The sequence below is a fragment of the Synechococcus sp. A15-28 genome, from assembly GCF_014280175.1.
Classification (GTDB): domain Bacteria; phylum Cyanobacteriota; class Cyanobacteriia; order PCC-6307; family Cyanobiaceae; genus Parasynechococcus.
Genome location: NZ_CP047931.1, coordinates 1373959 through 1392024, shown reverse-complemented (window position 1 = coordinate 1392024; position 18066 = coordinate 1373959). Strand labels below are relative to the sequence as shown.

23 protein-coding genes, 1 tRNA gene and 1 pseudogene are annotated in these 18066 nt (G+C 53.3%); 9 read left to right on the top strand and 16 right to left on the bottom strand.

From position 1 onward, the window contains the following. Positions 1-44 precede the first annotated feature (44 nt). Positions 45-881 carry a hypothetical protein gene (locus tag SynA1528_RS07995; protein WP_186586310.1) on the top strand — a complete coding sequence of 279 codons (837 nt, stop codon included), beginning with the start codon at positions 45-47 and terminating at the stop codon, positions 879-881. Between the two features lie 577 nt (positions 882-1458). Continuing rightward, entirely contained in the window at positions 1459-1899 is a 441-nt protein-coding gene (locus tag SynA1528_RS07990) for a hypothetical protein (RefSeq protein WP_186586309.1), read from the top strand. Positions 1900-2474: 575 nt separating this feature from the next. Here SynA1528_RS07990 and SynA1528_RS07985 read toward each other — a convergent pair. After that, entirely contained in the window at positions 2475-3146 is a 672-nt protein-coding gene (locus SynA1528_RS07985) for a zinc metalloprotease (protein WP_186586308.1), read from the bottom strand. A gap of 30 nt (positions 3147-3176) precedes the next feature. After that, complete coding sequence (locus SynA1528_RS07980) at positions 3177-3638, bottom strand: hypothetical protein (protein WP_186586307.1); 462 nt, start codon at positions 3636-3638, stop codon at positions 3177-3179. Positions 3639-4033: 395 nt separating this feature from the next. On the opposite strand from SynA1528_RS07980, the gene SynA1528_RS07975 reads away from it, so the two are divergent. Continuing rightward, complete coding sequence (locus SynA1528_RS07975) at positions 4034-4186, top strand: hypothetical protein (RefSeq protein WP_186586306.1); 153 nt, start codon at positions 4034-4036, stop codon at positions 4184-4186. Between the two features lie 1140 nt (positions 4187-5326). Here SynA1528_RS07975 and SynA1528_RS07970 read toward each other — a convergent pair. The 6 genes and pseudogenes from SynA1528_RS07970 to SynA1528_RS07950 all read right to left on the bottom strand — a co-directional run bounded on the left by SynA1528_RS07970 (position 5327) and on the right by SynA1528_RS07950 (position 8256). Continuing rightward, positions 5327-5626, bottom strand: coding sequence for a DUF3303 domain-containing protein (locus SynA1528_RS07970; protein ID WP_186586305.1), 300 nt, complete (start codon positions 5624-5626; stop codon positions 5327-5329). An 83-nt stretch (positions 5627-5709) separates the two neighbouring features. Then, positions 5710-5823 (bottom strand): annotated as a pseudogene (locus SynA1528_RS13275) (DUF3104 domain-containing protein); the annotation flags it as partial. Further along, positions 5777-6010: a hypothetical protein gene (locus tag SynA1528_RS13270; RefSeq protein WP_286187968.1), complete on the bottom strand. Its 234-nt coding sequence runs from the start codon at positions 6008-6010 to the stop codon at positions 5777-5779. The gene SynA1528_RS13270 and the pseudogene SynA1528_RS13275, both read right to left, overlap by 47 nt. Positions 6011-6046: 36 nt before the next feature. Then, positions 6047-6259 (bottom strand): DUF8633 family putative protein, encoded by a 213-nt coding sequence (locus SynA1528_RS07960; RefSeq protein ID WP_186586303.1) that lies wholly within the window; start codon positions 6257-6259, stop codon positions 6047-6049. An 828-nt stretch (positions 6260-7087) separates the two neighbouring features. Then, complete coding sequence (locus SynA1528_RS07955) at positions 7088-7360, bottom strand: hypothetical protein (protein WP_286187779.1); 273 nt, start codon at positions 7358-7360, stop codon at positions 7088-7090. A gap of 662 nt (positions 7361-8022) precedes the next feature. Continuing rightward, on the bottom strand, positions 8023-8256 hold the full coding sequence (locus tag SynA1528_RS07950) for a hypothetical protein (RefSeq protein WP_286187778.1): 234 nt from the start codon (positions 8254-8256) through the stop codon (positions 8023-8025). Between the two features lie 247 nt (positions 8257-8503). Between SynA1528_RS07950 and SynA1528_RS07945 the strand changes: the two genes are divergently transcribed. Next, the gene (locus SynA1528_RS07945; RefSeq protein ID WP_186586302.1) at positions 8504-8746 is read left to right on the top strand and encodes a hypothetical protein; all 243 of its coding nucleotides are present in this window, start codon (positions 8504-8506) and stop codon (positions 8744-8746) included. Between the two features lie 42 nt (positions 8747-8788). Here the strand turns inward: SynA1528_RS07945 and SynA1528_RS07940 are convergent, their stop codons facing one another. From SynA1528_RS07940 to SynA1528_RS07930, 3 genes are all read right to left on the bottom strand, one after another. Continuing rightward, positions 8789-9076, bottom strand: a complete 288-nt coding sequence (locus tag SynA1528_RS07940; protein ID WP_186586301.1) for a hypothetical protein — start codon at positions 9074-9076, stop codon at positions 8789-8791. A gap of 346 nt (positions 9077-9422) precedes the next feature. Further along, a complete protein-coding gene (locus SynA1528_RS07935; RefSeq protein WP_186586300.1) occupies positions 9423-9563 on the bottom strand; it encodes a hypothetical protein in 141 nt (46 codons plus the stop codon). A gap of 139 nt (positions 9564-9702) precedes the next feature. Then, complete coding sequence (locus tag SynA1528_RS07930) at positions 9703-9951, bottom strand: DUF1651 domain-containing protein (RefSeq protein ID WP_186586299.1); 249 nt, start codon at positions 9949-9951, stop codon at positions 9703-9705. Between the two features lie 221 nt (positions 9952-10172). Here SynA1528_RS07930 and SynA1528_RS07925 point away from each other — a divergent pair. After that, positions 10173-10252 (top strand) — tRNA-Arg (locus tag SynA1528_RS07925). Positions 10253-10354: 102 nt separating this feature from the next. Here SynA1528_RS07925 and SynA1528_RS07920 read toward each other — a convergent pair. The 4 genes from SynA1528_RS07920 to surE all read right to left on the bottom strand — a co-directional run bounded on the left by SynA1528_RS07920 (position 10355) and on the right by surE (position 13667). Continuing rightward, positions 10355-10501 carry a hypothetical protein gene (locus SynA1528_RS07920; RefSeq protein WP_186586298.1) on the bottom strand — a complete coding sequence of 49 codons (147 nt, stop codon included), beginning with the start codon at positions 10499-10501 and terminating at the stop codon, positions 10355-10357. A 5-nt stretch (positions 10502-10506) separates the two neighbouring features. Further along, positions 10507-10656, bottom strand: a complete 150-nt coding sequence (locus SynA1528_RS07915) for a hypothetical protein (protein ID WP_186588536.1) — start codon at positions 10654-10656, stop codon at positions 10507-10509. A 1548-nt stretch (positions 10657-12204) separates the two neighbouring features. Further along, the gene (locus SynA1528_RS13160; protein WP_222930179.1) at positions 12205-12381 is read right to left on the bottom strand and encodes a hypothetical protein; all 177 of its coding nucleotides are present in this window, start codon (positions 12379-12381) and stop codon (positions 12205-12207) included. 485 nt (positions 12382-12866) lie between these two features. Next, positions 12867-13667 (bottom strand): 5'/3'-nucleotidase SurE, encoded by an 801-nt coding sequence (gene surE / locus SynA1528_RS07910; protein ID WP_186586297.1) that lies wholly within the window; start codon positions 13665-13667, stop codon positions 12867-12869. A 72-nt stretch (positions 13668-13739) separates the two neighbouring features. On the opposite strand from surE, the gene pheS reads away from it, so the two are divergent. From pheS to SynA1528_RS07890, 4 genes are read left to right on the top strand one after another with little or no spacing between them, the layout of a single operon-like run. After that, entirely contained in the window at positions 13740-14747 is a 1008-nt protein-coding gene (gene pheS, locus SynA1528_RS07905; protein ID WP_186586296.1) for a phenylalanine--tRNA ligase subunit alpha, read from the top strand. 38 nt (positions 14748-14785) lie between these two features. Beyond that, on the top strand, positions 14786-15694 hold the full coding sequence (locus SynA1528_RS07900; protein ID WP_186586295.1) for an NAD(+) kinase: 909 nt from the start codon (positions 14786-14788) through the stop codon (positions 15692-15694). Further along, a complete protein-coding gene (locus SynA1528_RS07895; protein WP_186586294.1) occupies positions 15691-16368 on the top strand; it encodes a winged helix-turn-helix domain-containing protein in 678 nt (225 codons plus the stop codon). Before SynA1528_RS07900 ends, SynA1528_RS07895 begins: the two co-directional genes overlap by 4 nt. A gap of 2 nt (positions 16369-16370) precedes the next feature. Beyond that, positions 16371-16778 carry a DUF192 domain-containing protein gene (locus SynA1528_RS07890; RefSeq protein ID WP_186586293.1) on the top strand — a complete coding sequence of 136 codons (408 nt, stop codon included), beginning with the start codon at positions 16371-16373 and terminating at the stop codon, positions 16776-16778. A gap of 13 nt (positions 16779-16791) precedes the next feature. On the opposite strand, the gene cbiE is transcribed toward SynA1528_RS07890, so the two are convergent. Further along, entirely contained in the window at positions 16792-18045 is a 1254-nt protein-coding gene (gene cbiE, locus SynA1528_RS07885) for a precorrin-6y C5,15-methyltransferase (decarboxylating) subunit CbiE (RefSeq protein ID WP_186588350.1), read from the bottom strand. Positions 18046-18066: the final 21 nt, after the last annotated feature.

Below are 18066 nucleotides of genomic sequence, written 5' to 3'. Positions count from 1 at the left end.
AGAGGCACATTAGCTGCTCGGCTTGCAATGATCAGAAAGCGCTGTTGACGCGCAAAAAAGTCACACAGAAAAATTCATTACCTATACCAATGCCTAAAAAACTCACCAAACACCAAAAATACAACCGAAAACGAAGAAAAGATGGCAGTCGTGACTTCAGAAAGGTCGCAAAAGATGGTAAACCCAATGGGGTAATAGTCACCAGAAAGCAAATATCTTTCTACATATCAAACGAAGCAGCTGAACGGCTTCAACAAATGGCAAGTAATGCTGAAATACATAAGTGGGAAATGGCAAGCAGGATGATCTTGAAATCCTTGCCTGGAATTCTCAGTGCAGGCTATGCGGAGTTGAGAAGTCCAGAAGCAATTGATCGTTATAAGTGGAACGTCCTATATGTAGAGCCGATTATCAAGAGGATTCAATACCGAAGTGGGAAGGCTGAAAAAAGATTGACTATGGATATCACAAGCACTGCTTGGAACAAGATTCATTGCCATAGCACTGCAACAGAGCGTTCAATGAGTCAGATATTCCAGTCTCTTTGCCTGAATTACAAGCCATTAACACCAGAACAAAGAGAACAGAAGAAACTTGCCAGAGAGGAATATCTACGCAATGAAGAACTCCCATTAGAACAACGCACGTCTAAGTATTACAAACCATATGAGCAGCCATCTAAGTTTTTAGATGTCGGTTACGAGTTCATACATGCCAAAGGCATACCGATTGAATATTGGGATGAGGCAGAAACGGAAGAGTTCTGTGCATTGATGGAACAGAAGATGACAAAATTGAAGGACCGAGAAGAGGAGCGTCAAAAACGATATGACGAACTGTTCGGAAAGCCAAAATGTTCTGACCAGAACTCAGCCTCATAAGGTCGCCTGACACAATCGATACCACTTGTTGACACAATCCCTGTCATCGCAATGGGTTTTGATAATGAGATTGTTTAACCAGACACAAACAGGGGGAAAAACTCCTTAAAAGACAATCATTTCCTGTCTTCGAGCGAAGCGAGAAGTCAATGAGACACCAAGAGCGAAGCGATTGGATTGTCGAATTGATTTACTAACAACTAATAGGGTTCAACCGCAGGTGAAACTAGATGAAAGCGATGTCCGATGAATGGACATCATATTCATCATGTTTCTACATACGTTGAACCCTTGTATCCACTACTTAAACCAAGTATTCACCTATGGCATCAAACCAAGGCTTAACACCAAAAGACTACAACTGGAACAACAGCAAGTGTTGTTCGATAGCGACTATGGAAAAATACGGTTTTAGTGATAGAGATCTGAGAAATGAACTCTATGTACTTGGCGTCTTTGCCTTTAGGCACTTCCACAATGTTGGTATGCCAACGGACTTGCTACACCCATCATTGATTGATCAAACAGAATCACAGGAAATGGTGGCTTCCAATCAAACCTAAATAGACCAACTAAAATGAAGACACTCACTAGGATTCAAGGCTATGTAATGAACGCCAATGTGTTTGAGCCACATTGGAAATGGGGAGATGAAGCACCTAAATATGAGCTTTACCTTACACCATATGATTCTTATGAGTTCTATACATTAGAAGACAGGATTGAGCAGTTAAAACAAGAGCATAAGTATTCAAAGCCTCAATCATTTCTGACTCTTGAGTCAGCGGCGACTTCGACCCTTACAGATAGGATTATCTATGGAACCCAAATAAAGTTTGAGTCACTGCTTGCTCCTAAATTAGAAGGCAACTTATCAGATCTTACGCATGACCACGAACTACAATATAAATTTGTCCAGGTGGTAGGTCATCTACAAATTCAAGATCTAGGCAAGTGTTTTTTGTCTTTTCATATCGTTGAATCAACAGTACACCCTGCAGAAGGGTTTGACGCTTAAGCCAATCCAGACCAATGGTATTGAAGTCGTTAAAAGCTATACCGGCATAAAAAAGCCGTCCCTGATGGGATAGCGATATTTTGACTTAGTGCAGGCTCTAGGGCTGGTTGGTTGGTCTTCCCCAGCCCTAACCTTTTGCACCTATGAAATGTTCACGACGTAATGGCAGACGTCATCTAACCAACGTGCCGTAAAAGACCAATACATTTCACAATCACAAAATAATGACCAACAATTATACTTCTGAACCCCATTTAGAGGCACTTCGCCAACTAATAGTACTTGCTCAAGCAGAAGCCAGTAAGAAACAAAAAAAATCTGGTCTACCTTCATTGCTAGACCTCATTGATACAAAAACAAAGGATTCAAAGAAATGAATGAACCAATGTCCGACTCCTACAAACGAGAAGTAGAAGAGTTCAAGAAGTGGGCCGACAACTCACTAGGAAGGTGTGAAGATTTCAGTAAAGGTATTTCTCCGCGCTCAAGATACGAACGACCCACGCATCTCCATTAGAAATACCAAAAAACCCCGCCATAATTGACGAAGCCACAAGTTCTAAATTAAGGGTTTATCAAGCCAGCAGTGTGATGTCTTCAACAGTTAGCTCAGGCTTTCCCTTCAGGATTGCCACAAGACCGCCTTCATCACTGTTTCCCCAGTTCTTCTCTGCGCCATTTCCATCGAAGTAGAGGCGACCTTTCTTCGCAAAATATACAAAGTCGTAATCCTCCTTGGACATTTGCTTGAATTCCTTCTTACTCCTAGTCGATGCAAAGCTGATATCGGAGACACCTTTCAATCCAGGGAAAGCAATGGAACTGACGGCAATTGTGTCGCCTTGCGACGCATTAAATCCAATGATATTGTCAGCAGATTGCTTTGTGAATGCTTCAAATGAATCGAAAGTGAAGGCATCTGCAACCTTCGTTCCTTTTAACTTGCCTTTGCCACTAACCGATTCAATGATGCCGTCATAAGGTTCCGGCTTAGCTTCTGGGTTGGGCTCAGGTTCAGGTTCTGGAGTAGGTGTTGGAACCGGAGCAGGAGTTGGTTCTGGAGTAACTGTTGATGCATCCCATATGTGTCTCAAAGAGCGCTGATCTACATCCTGGAACCAATCCATCGTTTTACCGCTGGCATCTAAACTTTCATATCCCATTAATGTGTATTCAGTCATATCGTCTGGTCCATCAACTGCCCAGTCTCCATCATCTTTGTCCCAAGGATGTTCGAGGCTAAGCAAATGGCCAAGTTCATGAATAAAAATCTTTTTTCACTCGGATTTTTCCCATTCGTCATGCGTGTAATTATCGGGATTGTCATGGGCATCTTGATATTTAGTACCGTCCAGGCCGGATTGATATGTCATTGATAAATAAATATCAGTAATGCCGTCCCAGGGACGAATCCACCAGCCATTAACGGCATCCGCATTAGGAACGGTCGTTAGCTTTATTTGTGTGTCTGAAAGCTGTTCATATTCCACCTCGTTAAGGGTAATATCAAATTCCCTGTTGACTCTCTCCATGGCTTCACGCATTACTTTATATTGCCATTCAGCCGGCTTTTTAGTTATAGTTTTCACGTCCTCTTGCGCTCTATCATCCCATGCTGTGTGAGGCTCTCCTCCTGGTGATATATATATGTTCAGGATTAAGTCGCTGCCGACAACAGACTTCATATCGTCAATTTCGACTTGAGACATAATTAGCTCAATTGGCTTAATCTGTTTCATTGATAATTTGCAACATACAAAATATTAGAATTGACTTACGCCGAGTCAATCAATGTCACTATTTCTTGATATTACCCCTCCTAGAGGAACAGTACAATGCGGTATTTTGAGGCATGGGTCAGACGTGACTGCCAGAAGTGTTCCCCGCTCCAGACCTAACGACTAACCCAGCGCCTGAACCTTCCCAGCACGCCGTCAGGGCAGTCCCGCACCACCCACCGCTGCTGCATCTCTTCGCAGTGCTCTAAGTCGATCTCATCGGGTAGCGGCTATACCTCTAATGCGGCCTGTACTCGGCACAACTTTTTAAAAACCAATAGTTTAGGACTCGCAACAGATTAAGAAGAAGCCATCATCAGCCAGCAGGGGGCGCGTGCCGATGCCAGTGGAGGTTCATGACGCATGAGGAAGCCGACCATCGACCAGCCGCTGGCTGGCACGTCGACCTGGAGGAGGCCGATGCGCTCTGCTCAGCTCAACGCAAGCGCTACCTGCGGTTGGAACGGAAGCGGTTGCATACATTGGATGGACGAGGTCCAGACCCATGAGCCTTGGTTGGTCCGCCCGACGTGATCGCTGTGTGACAAAGCACACAGTTTGAATTGTTGAATTCAGGACATTGGCTGTCTGGTACAGAAAAATTTGCAGCTTTTGTGCATTATTCATTTGTTCTCCGCCTTACTTGCGGTGGCTGAATATTCGCTTCAAGAGCATAAGCAAGCAATGATTGCCTTTCGTCAGCTTGAAGAATGTGGCATTCCTTGTGAATGCCCACGTTGTAAGTCGGCTTATCACCGTCTGATGAGTATTCAGCGTCAGATGGAGGAACGTGAACTGCGTTTTGCCAGACCTTCTCGGCATTACGCTTAGTACGATTAGGAGTGTGTTGTGAGTTCCTATTGCAATTTCCTAATTGAGCAGATCGAGATCTACCGATCGATGCTCTATCGAGATGTATTTCTACCTCCAGATCCTTACGCCTGCGAGCATTGTGGACCTATTTTGCGAAAAATAGAGATATTGCAGATGGAACTTGCAAGTTCCGAAAATCAAACCGGTGCCTAATTTTTCGTCTCAAGCCAGGGCGTGATCGACAAGAAACACCAGGATCAGATCCGTGCCAACAGATCAGTCATGGAACAAATCGAGGGTGGAACGCCCATGGTGATTTAGGCTTGTCGGCTGGGCACAGCTGATAACCCAAATCATCAGACCTTATGAGAAGTCAGTCGTGAAGGGTGACTTGCAGGATGAGCGTCCTGTTGTCTGTGTCCTCCCATACCAGATTCATAGGGCTTCATGGGAGATTTTCTGGAATCAAAAAATGACCAAAAGACTGTTGCCGAACACGCGGATCGGCTCCATATTTGCTTTGCGCGGACATGGGGAGTTCATCCACACGCGACGGCCTCGGAAGAGCGATCCGAGAGCTGGCAGAACCCCTGTCTCCTACGTGAGCGATCGCGGGAGACAACGTTCTGTGCCATAAACCTGAAAAGAGTTAGTGCATTTGATGCACAGCTCTACATCAGTACGAGCTTGTGAATGCAGACACCGCATCGCTCGGGGAGAACAGCGTTCTCCTCGCGGTTCCGCCGCCCCACATCATTGCTTCGGTAAGGCTGCAGAGAGTCAGCCCAGCCGATAGAAGGGGCTGTCAGACCCTCGGACAAATGTGAGTCACGAGGTCAGCTGCTCATGCTCTCTTCAAGCTCGACATACTCCTCATCGCTGAGACCAGGAGTAATCGTCGCGGTAACGCCGAGACCCTTGGTCCAGGGGTAAGTGTGTTTCTGGACTGTTACGAGGTTGTCGGCCTCTACCAAAAGACAGCCACCACCGAGGTGAGGGTGGATCTGACGTGCCAACACCTTGAAGCCCGCGTACTCATCCATAGGCTTTCCGCCTTTGATGTAGTCAACGATCGCCTGCGTGTACTTCTCGTTGGTGGGATCTGGAGCGCACCAATGGATCAAGAAGCGGGCCATAAGAGAGCACTTAAATTCCCCGCGACCTTGGCCTGACAAGCGCAAAAGCGATGTCGTGCTGGTTACCCCAATAGCGGTGTCGATCAGACCCTTGGACAGATGTGGGTCACCAGGTCAGCGTTGATCCAGTTGATGGTGCCGGTATCGACGTCAGCCACCTGAAACAACGTTGGAACCTTTGGGTTCCTGGCACCGCCATAACATTCCCAGCACGCCGTCAGGGCAGTCCCGCACCACACACCGCTGCTGCATTTCCTTGCAGTGCTGTAAGTCGATCTCTTCGGGTAGCGGCGCATAGCCCGACATCCAGACGTTGATCTGCCGATCCCAGACACCACGGTTATTTAGCATTGAAGTAAGCCAGTCGATGTAGTCGCGGTTCATCTGTCGCCTGTTTGTGATTAAGGCGGGACCGGCTCCTCAACAACCGGCCACTGTTGGAAGCGCAAACTCCAGAGTGCTCCGCTTCTTGCGGTGCTCCCCATGAGAGTGCTTTGAGGAGAGGTGCAGCAGGTTTGATGCCTTGGTCTCATCCTCCACCTTGGTGAGTCGGTTGACCAGGTTCCAGGTGTCTTGAGAAGACAATTCGCCGTCGTCGCCCCACTTGAGCGATGAGAGGTCAGTGGGGGACATGGACGTAGGTTTTGGGGCATCGAACCTAAGAGGTTGAAAACCATAAAAGTCCCCACTACGAAAGGACTTTTACTAAAGAAATAATGAAGAATGGTTCCTAGTGATACCTATTGGGAGGGATTGATATTCACAGCGGCATAATCTGGTTGCCGTGCTTGAAAAAGATCGTCATCTATTTTCATTGAAAACTATTGATCTGAGTATCTGTCATGCCTTTAACCTGTTGGTAATATTTCAAAATCTCGCTTTCGTGATCTTCTAGACAAGATATTAAGGGTGCTAATTTCTTATTCATCTGGTTATAAAATCTTAATCGATTGCGCTCTGCCTCGACTCCTGGGTAAGTCAATGCCATGCCATTAAATCTTTTGATCTGATCCACAACGCTGTGAAATGATTGTGCGTAAGAAGCACACGAATCGGGGGCTAGAGGTCTCGTCATCGAAGGACTAGCAATCAAGAGTAAGGGAATGGCGACCAAGACGTTTTTCATTCTTGCTCTTGATCGGGAACTCGACTCACTAGGGCGGCGAGAGATATTAATCCTCCGGTTATCACTATCAGGGCACTTGCCTGGTCTCCCGTTTTGGTGATGCCAATCGCAAGCATCAGACCTGATGATGCGAATAGAGCAGACCTAATCCACTTGTTTTTAATATGCACTGACAAGTAATTAAAGGGTGAAGGTCTAATCAGTGAGGAAGACCTCGCATCATCCAAGACTCATACATAAAGATGAGAAGGAAGAAGAAGACAATTCCGATGACCAGTAGTTTTCCGTTCATTCCCAATCTTCTCTTTCCCAAGGCATAACGACGTTGCACTGATTCAGGTGCACCAGTTCAGTTTTTCGACAAGTACTGGACCGGAAACAGGATCCGTAACACCAAGATCAGCAGAGATCTCTTCAAGAAGGTCTCTTACAGAATCCAGATGAGCAATCATCTGAGGTCTTGCCGCCACAAGAGACTCCTTTTCCTTGAAGACCCCCGTGAAGACAAAGGATCGTTCACCTGTTTGGGCAAAATACCCATTCATATCTGTAGGTGCTTCCCACGCGCGAACTGCCTCGACATACTTTTCGACCTCGCCCTCCTTCACTATTGTCCGAACAGAAGTCAGAAACGACATAATCGATTAAATGATAACGATCATATCATCCATAGCAAAAAGAAAATGTTTCAAAGATCACTCTTCCTCCCAGTCCTCCCCAACAGAGGCACATTTATAGAAGAGGATGTCTGCCTGGTATTCAAGTTTGATTTTCTCTTACATATGACTTTGCCTCGTGGATGCAGGGGATGGTGTTTTCAGGACCATAACCACGTTGTTCTGGATTGTCTGTATCTCTAAACTCCAGTCATACGCTCCGTTTTGTGGATCTGGTTAGAAGTAGCGAGGTCCTGGTAACGGATTAACAGACCCAAATCGGAATTCAGGGGTGTTTCGGTGCCCCTTTTTTGGTGCTTGATCGCTCTTTGGGCGTCCAATCAGGTCAGCAGACGTTGGATTGCTTCTGGTTATCCACCAAACCCTGCTGATGATGCCCTGAGCAGTGCACAGGCGAGCCAGTCGGCGAAAACCTTTGGATTACTGACCCAAGCAGATTCATCCCTTTAGAACCGCCACACCTAATAGTCGTTGGCGTCGATCAACCATCCTTCTCACATCAAGCCACCTCCGGGCACCAGCCATTCTCGTGCTCACGCCTTAGCATCCACTAATCAATCGACGACAGCCTTCTGAGCTATAGCTGCAGACGCTCAAAAGTTGAGTTGCCCTGAGAGCCATAGCTCGTGCCACATCGCAGCAGGAGACGAGCTCAGTGCCAAAAAGCAAGTCGTAAAGATGGCTCCGGTGGTCAAGCCAACGCCCATCACGATCAGCGCAGTCAGTCCCTGCTCGTCGGTCAGCGGACGGTTGTCTAAGAAACGGCGCTTCGCCATTGGCTGGATATCGCTGTTTACGTTCTGCCCCTTAAAATAGCTGAATAGCAACAGGTATCTATACTCATCAAACTACTACACGTATGAGCATTGGAAACTAATTGGAATAATCGTGGCTAGCTTCAGACAGTGCAGTCTTTTTGCGTAGTATCGTTTGTTACAGGAGTGCTCTGTTTAATCTCAGTACGGATAGTACGAAAATGTTTTGTGACAAAAAGCATTTTGCAGCGGTTCTCCGATAACTAGGGTCAAAAACCACTAATTTATCTCAATGGGCTCTCGAGTACGGCTCAGAAGCATGTCCGACTATGGGTATGCAGTTCTCTGGGAGAAAGTTCGAATTGAATATTTCACCAGTGTTGGTGATCAACAACGCGCTGACCAATGCAAAAAATACCTGCAGGAGCTGGAGTGGCGCTTGGCCATGTTGCCTTCGACTGATCATCTTGAGCAGCTAGAGCAAAGCTCAGGTGATCCATTGGCAGATGCCGGCTGGATTCCCTCTGAGGAAAAACATCAATTCCATGCAAAAAATAGTTAGCGTCATATTTTTCGTGGCAACTCACCGAATGAAACCAATAAATTAGTACTCATCTGGTATACCGAATTCAGCTCTGCAGTTATTGACGTCGACTCTGTACTGAGTCCACTTTGTATTCTTTTCAGAAGCGGCCAGCACACATCTTTCATATATTTTTGGTTCTTGCTTTTGTTGGTCATCTTCTTCAGCAGCTTTAGCTACTGGACATGCAACAGTGATTATCGCGCCAACAATAATCAGAAAGGATTTAATCTCCACTCCCTCATCCCATTGACTTATTATTTTAAACCGATGTTTACCTGCAGTGCGTTTGGTGCGTGAAGCGTCCACGGAAGTGAGCAGCAAACTGCGCATCCAGTTGTGGCTGCACAACCATTGCTCGCAATGCGTTCAACGCACCAACAGCTGAGGCGTGCTGACCATCGCGTTCAGCCTTGGCCGCCAGGCGTTGATACTGCGTTGCCAACCAACCCACCATCTGCTGAAGCTCAACCGAGTCCAAGGCGTTCGCTAGTTCACTCTGAGCGATTTCTAGGTCACGCAGACTCGTTCGCCTGCTGCACCCCCACTTCACAGTCAGCTGAGACGCAGCATCAGTTGGTTCCCAGTAATCGTTGCTGTAGTACTCGATCTCTTGAGTGAGCCAGCAGATTTCAGCCAACTTTTGCTTTGGTGTCTAAGGACCGAATACTTCGGTCTTGCCTGCTGGTATGCAGTAGCTGCAGTGCTCATCTAGTAGCTCACGCAGTGCGTAATTTTCTTCAGGTTCGGTGCCGTTATTGTTTTCTTTGAAAGCGACTAGATAGAGTTGAGCCATGGTTTTTAGAGCTTTGACTCCAGAGTCGAATCTTTATTACTATTTTATTGTATTGGCTTTCTCAACAATTTTTAAAAAATATTTCTGAGAAGTCATTACGTTTATACAAGACGCTGATTGACCCCATACCCCCTTCGCTTTACGGCTCAGCAGAAGCTCCCCAACAAGGCTCCACCTGCTGCCAGCCAACGCGATGCAACTCCTTCCAGAGCTGCTCTGCAGCGTCCCTACGTAGGTGCACGCTTGTCTTGAGGAGTGGTGGTTCTCCCGGTATCGGTATCCCTGTGTCGACAAAGACCTTCGGGTCTCTGAGCCAGCTCTTCTCGTCCCGATGGAAACGCTTGGTTTCCTTGGACGATGGATCTTGGAGGAAGCCCTCTGAACCCATAACTCAATACCAGTACATGAGTACCAATGTATGACGGCTTGATGGGTCTGCTCAAGCCCGCAGCGGCACCTGCTCAAACCACGCCCGAAATCAGCTGGTGCAATTGACTCTCAGGACTATGGAAACAAGTGCACACATGCTTGTGCAGGCAGGTGGCTTTGTTCAACTACCGAGAACTACGGGCAGGTCTGAGATAAATGTTCCGTGCAAGCATGAAAAAGTGCCTCATAAGCACTGGCACTACTGACAGCGCGTCTGCCTTCTAAGCAGTCGGTCGATGGTTCGAATCCATCAGGGGCGTTTCCGAAATCAACCCCCAGCAAAGGAGAAGGCCTGGCAGCTGCTGATCTCCTCTCAAACCCCTTAACAGGTAATCAGCTAAGGCCCGACGTGCTCTAGCTCCTTAACCGTCCAGCCTGGCCTGCCTCATCAGCTCGTAGTCGAATCCCATGACCTTGGTCAGATAGAAGTAGCCGCCCCAAGCGACGACATTGATGCTGATGGCCCAGATGAGAAGTCTTCGTCTGGCCTTATTGGTGCTGTCTTCCACGCCGCCTACTTCTTGTTGAGGGCACGCCAGGCGACGTAGCCACCTCCGCCGAGCAGGGTCAGAGGTAAAAGCATCTTGCTGAAGGCAAGCAGGAGGAGGCCTCCACCACCGATGAGGCCGACCTTCTTGACCATGGCCTGACTCTCGTCAGTCATGGTGTCCCACTTGGGAAGAGCCATTGCTACACCGAACCTGTAAATGTTTTTTAGAGGGTTTTGACTTGGGTCGCCAGGTCCATCAAGACAGAAGTGGCTACGGCGAGCGGAGAGTCTTATCCGACTCGACCTAGATGACCGAGAGAAGGGTTACACGCCTCTCAGATAGATCCGAGGCGTTCAAGATCCTCCAAAAAAGTGGTGGACCAGCACCAGAGAGCACAGCGAAGCCATTAACCCCGCCCTAGGCGCTAAGCCGTCGACAGTTGTCTTCAAATGTCTTCATCAATACCACGAATAAAATTTTGATCCAACATGATCTATTCATGCGATTGGGTCGGGAAGATCACGTCGCGATAACCGCGTAACAAATCAAACAAATGAGTCGTAGAGGAATCCACCCACTTTTGATGGGTTTGGATAAGCCCAAGCCAGTTCTTAAGCCAAAGCCCAAACCAGCCGAGGAGAAGCAGCCAGACCTGAGTGGCTATGAATCCGCTCAAAGAAAGCGTTTTCTACGCGCCGAAGCTGAAGAGGCAAAGCAAGAGGACGCTCAAGCCAGGCGCAGTCTGCTGAGTCTGGAACGTCAAACATGATCGACGGTTAAGACCACAGAGCTGAAGTAAAAGGGTGAACTTCCAGCTTTCAGTGTTGTCTTATACCTGATTCACAAGCCTTCACTAACGTTTCCTGGAATCCAAAAATGACCAAAAGACGTGTTGCCAAACACGCTGCTTGGCTCCATATTTGCTCTGTGCGGACATGTGGAGTTCATCCACACGCGACGGCCTCGGGAGAGCGATCCGAAGCTGGCAGAACCCCTGTCTCCTGCGAGAGCGATCGTGGGAGACACTGTTCTGTGCAATGGAATCTTGAAAAGACTTGGTGCGTTCGCCGAGAAGCTCAGTAGCGCTGCGAACTTGGTTGTGCAGATGGTCGTATCGCTCGGGAAGGACAGCGTTCTTCTCGCGGCCTCAGTAGCCCCCCTCCCTTGGAGCCGTTAGGCCCTGGAGGGTGCTGCCTGGATCTACATCGGCGACGAGGCGGACAAAAAGAAACCCCGGAGAGATCCCCGAGGTCTTTAATCCATTCGGCTGATCCCCATCACCCGGCCGGACTCGACAAAACTAACCTCGTTGGACTCATTTGTGCCAAAACAGGACGGTTCCTCAATTGTGTGGTGCAGATCTGAGCTGCGCTTGTTGACACCATATGTGGGGCTGGTCAGTACTAGGTGGTTAGGCCATATTTAGGTTTCCCCCATCACCCAGCCCGTTGTGCGAGTCACACCGGGTTTTTTTGTGCCCTGAAGCACTAGGGATAGTGCTCTAAGCGGCTGTTGTGACCCAAAGACACAGTTTTGATCCACTGACCCTGTGGATAAATGAGGTCAAAAAGAAACCCCCGCCAAAGGCAGGGGCTTCGAAACTTCACGGGGTTGTGTCCTTGTTTCCAACCCGCGAGGTTTTTCCTCACAAATTAATCATAAGAGTCCCAACAGTCACTGTGCCAGTTAGGCGGGGACAGCTTGTGGCTTGTCCTAAGCGATCAAGCCTCGGTCTCTTTCTTTTCGGTCTGAGTGTCGTCGATCTTCTGGGTAGTTGCTTCGGCTGACTTGCTGTAAGGGCAACCGCCAGCGTTTGCCAAATTGGCGAAGGCAGTCATGACCATGATCGCGATGATCACAGTGCCTCCAATGAAGGCGAAATTTGGGGACCGGTTCAAGAGAAGTGGACTTAAGTGTCCGAGGACCCTATCCACTTAAATCAGACCTTGGGGACGATGTGAGTCACTAGGTCAGTGTTGACGCTGTTGATGACGCCTGTATTGACATCAGATAAATGCCTTGAAATCAGACAGGAATTTCTGCACCCCTTTTACGCATAGGCACGGCCGCAAACCTCCCCCATACCCCCTGCTCCGTTCTGCGCAGAGACGCGGCTGTATGGCTTTGCAATGGCCTCTAGCGGTCCGCGCTGGGCTTGACCCCTGGTTTTGTCCAGTCCAGTTGCATGCCTTGCTCGCCAGCCATTGGCTGAACGGGACTGCAATGGGTTCTGTACACACCCTGCGCCTTCAAAACCTTCTTCTTGCGTTGCATTTGTCGGATCTGAGCGTGCATCGCGCGCGATCTGTCTTTGATTTGTCCAGTCGTTGTCCAGTCAGTAAAAACTGCCCAAACATCTGTTATAGCCTTTGTGACAGTAGTCCTATCGCACCAGCTGATCCTTCAGCTTCAGCTGCGGCAGTCCACTCAGGGATCCGCGCCAGAACAGATCGGGTTGGATCGGGGTCAGCGATGGGCAGTTGTTGTGGATCTGCGCCACGTCGCTGGGCCAGTCCCGCGGACCTTCACCGGCGGACTCCAGGTCGTTCACCACCTCCCCGGCCAGCCAGTAGTAGGCCCGACCCCGGGGGTCCACTCGGGAACTGAACTGCTCGTCGTAACGGCGGATCGAGAGGCGGGTCCAGCGCAGCGGCCCCATGGCGTCCCGGTCGCAGGGGGGAATGTTGAGGTTGAGCAGCAGATTGTCCGGCCATTGATCAGCCAGGGCCTGTTCGGCGACGTCGACCGCCAGTTCAGCGCCGGCCTGGAACTGACGCCACTGGAAACAGGCGCTGCTGATCGCCATGGAAGGAATTCCCTCGAGGGTTCCCTCCATCGCTGCGGCGACGGTGCCGGAGCAGAACACATCTGTGCCCAGGTTCGGGCCGTGGTTGATGCCGGACAGCACCAGATCGGGTTTTTGCTTCACCAGTTCGAACAGGGCCAACTTCATGCAGTCCGCCGGCGTACCGGAACAGGCCCAGGCGGTCACGCCGGGGACAAACAACTCATCGGCCCGTTCCGCGCGGATGGGAGTCTGCAGGGTGAGGCCATGGCCTGTGGCGGAGCGCTCCTGGTCCGGGCAGACCACGGTGACCTCATGGCCGCGGGCGACGGCCGCCGCCGCCAGGGTACGGATGCCTTCGGCGAAGACGCCGTCGTCATTGCTGATCAGGACCCGCATGGCTTGGCTGGTGGGTGGGGGGAACCTAAGCGGGCTGGCTGCTTACAGTCGGCTGCCTTTCGCCACAGGCCCGTGAGCGCCCCGGTCACCCTGCAGCAGCTCACCGATCAGCTGGATGCGCTCGAACAGCAGGCCACAGCCGAAATCTCCGAGGCCGCCGATGCCGCGGCCCTCGAGCAGCTGCGGGTGGGTCTGCTGGGCAAGAAGGGACGGATCTCGGGAGTGCTCGGGGCCATGGGCAAGCTGCCGGGCAATGAACGCCCGCTGGTGGGTCAGCGGGCCAACGTGCTCAAGACCCAGGTGCAGACCCTGCTGGCGGAACGCCTTGCCGCGGTGAAGCAGGCGGCGATGGCGGAGCGGATCGCCCGCGAGAGCATCGATGTGACGGCCCCTGCCTCTGGTACCCCCATGGGGCACCGGCACCCCTTGATCACCACCACCGAGGAGATCGTCGATCTGTTCCTCGGCCTCGGCTACAGCGTTGCCGAAGGGCCCGAGGTGGAGAAGGACCACTACAACTTCACGGCCCTGAACATTCCCGAGGACCATCCGGCCCGGGACATGCAGGACACCTTCTATCTGCAGGGTGATCTGCTGCTGCGCACCCACACCTCACCGGTGCAGATCCGCCATCTGGAACAGAACCCACCGCCGGTGCGCATCGTCGCCCCCGGACGGGTCTATCGCCGCGATGCCGTCGATGCCACCCATTCGCCGGTGTTCCATCAGGTGGAGGTGCTGGCCATTGATGAAGGGCTCGATTTCAGCCACCTGCGGGGCACGGTGATGGCCTTCCTCAAGGCGTTCTTCGGTGACCTGCCGGTTCGCTTCCGGGCCAGTTACTTCCCCTTTACCGAGCCCTCAGCCGAGGTGGATGTGCAGTGGCGGGGGCGTTGGCTGGAGGTGATGGGCTGCGGCATGGTTGATCCCGCCGTTCTGGAAGGGCTGGGCCTCGATCCCGAGCGCTACAGCGGTTTTGCCGCTGGCCTTGGAGTGGAGCGGTTCTGCATGGTGCGCCATGGCATCGACGACATCCGCCGTCTTTACACAAGCGATCTGCGCTTCCTCGAACAGTTCTGACTCCCATAAGCTGATCAAGCCCTTAGCGACAGCGGTCAGTGCCCCGGATCGGACTGATCGTGAACGACGGCAAGTCGCTGGCGGTTCAGACCGCGGACACGATTCAGCAGCGTCTGGAGGTTGCTGGCCACGAGGTGGTTCGCGCCAGCAGTTCCGGCGGCATGGTGGGTTTCGCCAATCCGGATCAGCATCTGCGTTTGTTGGGCTACAGCGCCTGTGTCCCAGAAGGGTTCAACAGCAGCATGGCCCTGGCGATCGTGCTGGGGGGCGATGGCACGGTGCTGTCGGCAGCGCGGCAGACCGCACCGGTTGGGGTTCCGATCCTCACCATCAATACCGGTCACCTCGGTTTTCTGGCAGAGGCTTATCTCGGCGATCTGGATCGCGCTCTGGAGGTGGTGCTGACCCAGCAATGGACGATCGAGGAACGCAGCAACCTGGTGGTGAGTGTGATGCGTGGTGATCAGCGGCGCTGGGAGGCGCTGTCCCTCAACGAAATGGCTCTGCACCGCGAGCCGCTCACGAGCATGTGCCATTTCGAGATCGCCATCGGCCGTCATGCACCGGTGGACATTGCCGCCGATGGAGTAATTCTCTCCACCCCCACCGGCTCGACCGCCTATGCCCTCAGTGCCGGTGGCCCTGTGATTTCACCGGATTGTCCGGTGCTGCAGCTGACGCCGATCGCCCCCCATTCCCTGGCTTCCCGCGCCCTGGTGTTCAGCGACCGTGAACCGGTAACCGTGTTCCCGGCGACACCGGAACGGCTGATGATGGTGGTGGATGGCAGTGCCGGTTGCTATGTCTGGCCTGAAGACCGCGTTCTGATCCGCCGCAGTGAACACCCGGTGCGTTTCGTGCGGTTGGTGGACCACGAATTCTTCCAGGTGTTGCGCAACAAGCTGGGCTGGGGCCTGCCCCACATCGCCAAGCCGGACAAGGGATGAGCGCTGAGCCGCTACTGCTCCTGGTGGGAGCCTCAGCAGTAGCCCTGGCTCCAAGGCTGGCGGCATCGGGCTACAGCTCCATTGATTGGCTCAGTGCCGGGGTGGCATCGAGCCAGGTGCAGATGGGTGAGGAGCCACTCGCTGCGGTGCTCGCGGCTGATCAGGCCTCCAGGGTGCGCGACCTGCGTCAGCGCTTCGGGGCCATGCCGATCCTTCTGGACCTGGAGCAGGACAGTGTCGATGCCCGGGCGGCCTGCCTCTGTGCCGGGGCCGATGACTTCTGGCTGTCGTCCGTTGGCCCCAGCGATCTGCTGCTGCGGTTGCGTCTGCACCGCACCGTGCAGACCCGCCTGGGTCAACGGCCGACTCTGATGGAGCTGGGGGATCTCAGCCTGGATCCCGCCACCCGTCAGGTGCGCCGGGGCGGCCGCACCGTGGCCCTCACGGCCCGCGAGTTTGCCCTGCTGTTGGTGCTGATGCGCTCACCGGGACGGGTGTTCAGCCGTGAGCAACTGCTGCGCGAGGTTTGGCAGGACGAGGGGGCCAGCAGCAATGTGGTGGAGGTGTACGTGCGATACCTGCGCCAGAAGCTGGAGGCCGGCGGGGAATCGCGGTTGTTGTTGACGGTGCGCGGTCGCGGTTACAGCCTCGGCCCCGTGGCTGGGGAGGGGTGAGCATGGATCTGCCGGCACCACAGCAGCTGCCCGTCACCGCCCGATGGTGCCTCGAGGATCGACGTTGCATCGCTTTGGAGGTGGCCCGCACCCCGCTGCAGCAGCAGATCGGTCTGATGCAGCGACCGGCCTTGCCCCCACTGCGGGGCATGTGGTTTCCCTTTGATCGCCCCAGGCCCCTGAGCTTCTGGATGTTCAACACCCTGGCGCCGCTGGACATGCTCTTTCTGCGGGACAATCGGGTGATGGCCATTGCGGATGATGTTCCCGTTTGTCCGAAGCTGCCCTGCCCCAGCTATGGCCCCAAGGAAAACAGTGACGGGGTGGTGGAGTTGCGGGCTGGCGAGGCCCGTCGCCTGGGGATTCGCCCCGGCGACACGGTGACGATTGAGACGATATCGTCACAATAACCACTAAATATATTCACGATTTCGTACCTTTTAGGGCCAGGATCGGGTTCATCGGTGCCAGGCGGGTGCCATCGCTGAGGGGTTGGCCACGCCAGGCTTGCAATTGATTCACCTGAACCGTCAGGCCTGCCTGTTCCAGCAGCGGCCGCAAGGGGGCCAAGGCCTCAACGGTCGCCAGGGGAATCACCACGACCCCTGACGGCCGCATCCGTTGCAGCACGGCCCTGAGCAGCGCCTCTCGATTGGGGCCCCCGCCCCCCAGCAGCACCCGATCCGGCTGGGCCAGGCCGTCCGGCAGATCGCCCGCCAGCAGCTGCAGCGCATCCGTTTCCAGCACGGCACTGGGCTTCACCGCAAGCCGCGCGGCGTTGGCCTGGATCAGCGCAGCCCCTCCGGCCCGGCGCTCCACCGCCAGCAGTTTGAGCTGGGGACGCAAGCGAAGGGCCTCGAGGCCGATGCTGCCGGTGCCGGCGCCGAGATCCCAGAGCACCCCCTGATCCGGGAGCTCCAGATCCGCCAGCAACTGGATGCGTGCCTCCCGCTTGGTCATCAGACCGGGGTGATCCGGGTGCTGGAGATACAAACCATCCTCCAGGCCGAACAACGGCAGCGCTCGGCCGCTTGGAACGGAGGGCTCATCGGCGATCAGCAGTGCCACCAGCAAGGGCTGCAGTGGCTCCGGCAGCGGGGCATCAGCGGGGATCCGCCGCATCCGTTCGTCGGCATGGCCCAGGTTTTCCCCAAGCCAGAGTTGATAGCTGGCCTCCAACCCGCTGCTGCGCAGGCAGCGGCGCACGGTGTCGGCGCCGCCGCGCCCGGGATCGGTGAGCACCGCCAGGGCCCTGGGCCGCTTCTGCAGTTCCCGGGCCAACGGTTCGGGATCGCGGCCATGCAGGCTCACCCAGCGGGCGTCCTGCCAGGGACGACCGATCCGGGCAAAGGCCAGTTGCAGAGAGGTGGGGGCGGGGTGAAAGCGCAGCCGCTCCGGTCCGAGGCGGTCCGTCAGGATGCGGCCAATGCCGAACCAGAGCGGGTCGCCGCTGGCCAGCACCACCACGTTGTCTTGATCTGGCAGAGAGCGGAGAGCCTCCACCAGATGGCGGGGATCGTCGCTGTCCACGAACGACACCGGGCGGTCGAGCCACGTTTCAATCGCCGGATGGAGGCGACGCGGTGCGGCGATCCGATCGGCAGCTCGGATCAAGGCTTGCTGCGCCGTGGGCAGCGAGGCCGGTGCCCCTGCGTCGGTGCCGATCACATCGATCATTGCGGCATTCTGGAGGCCTGA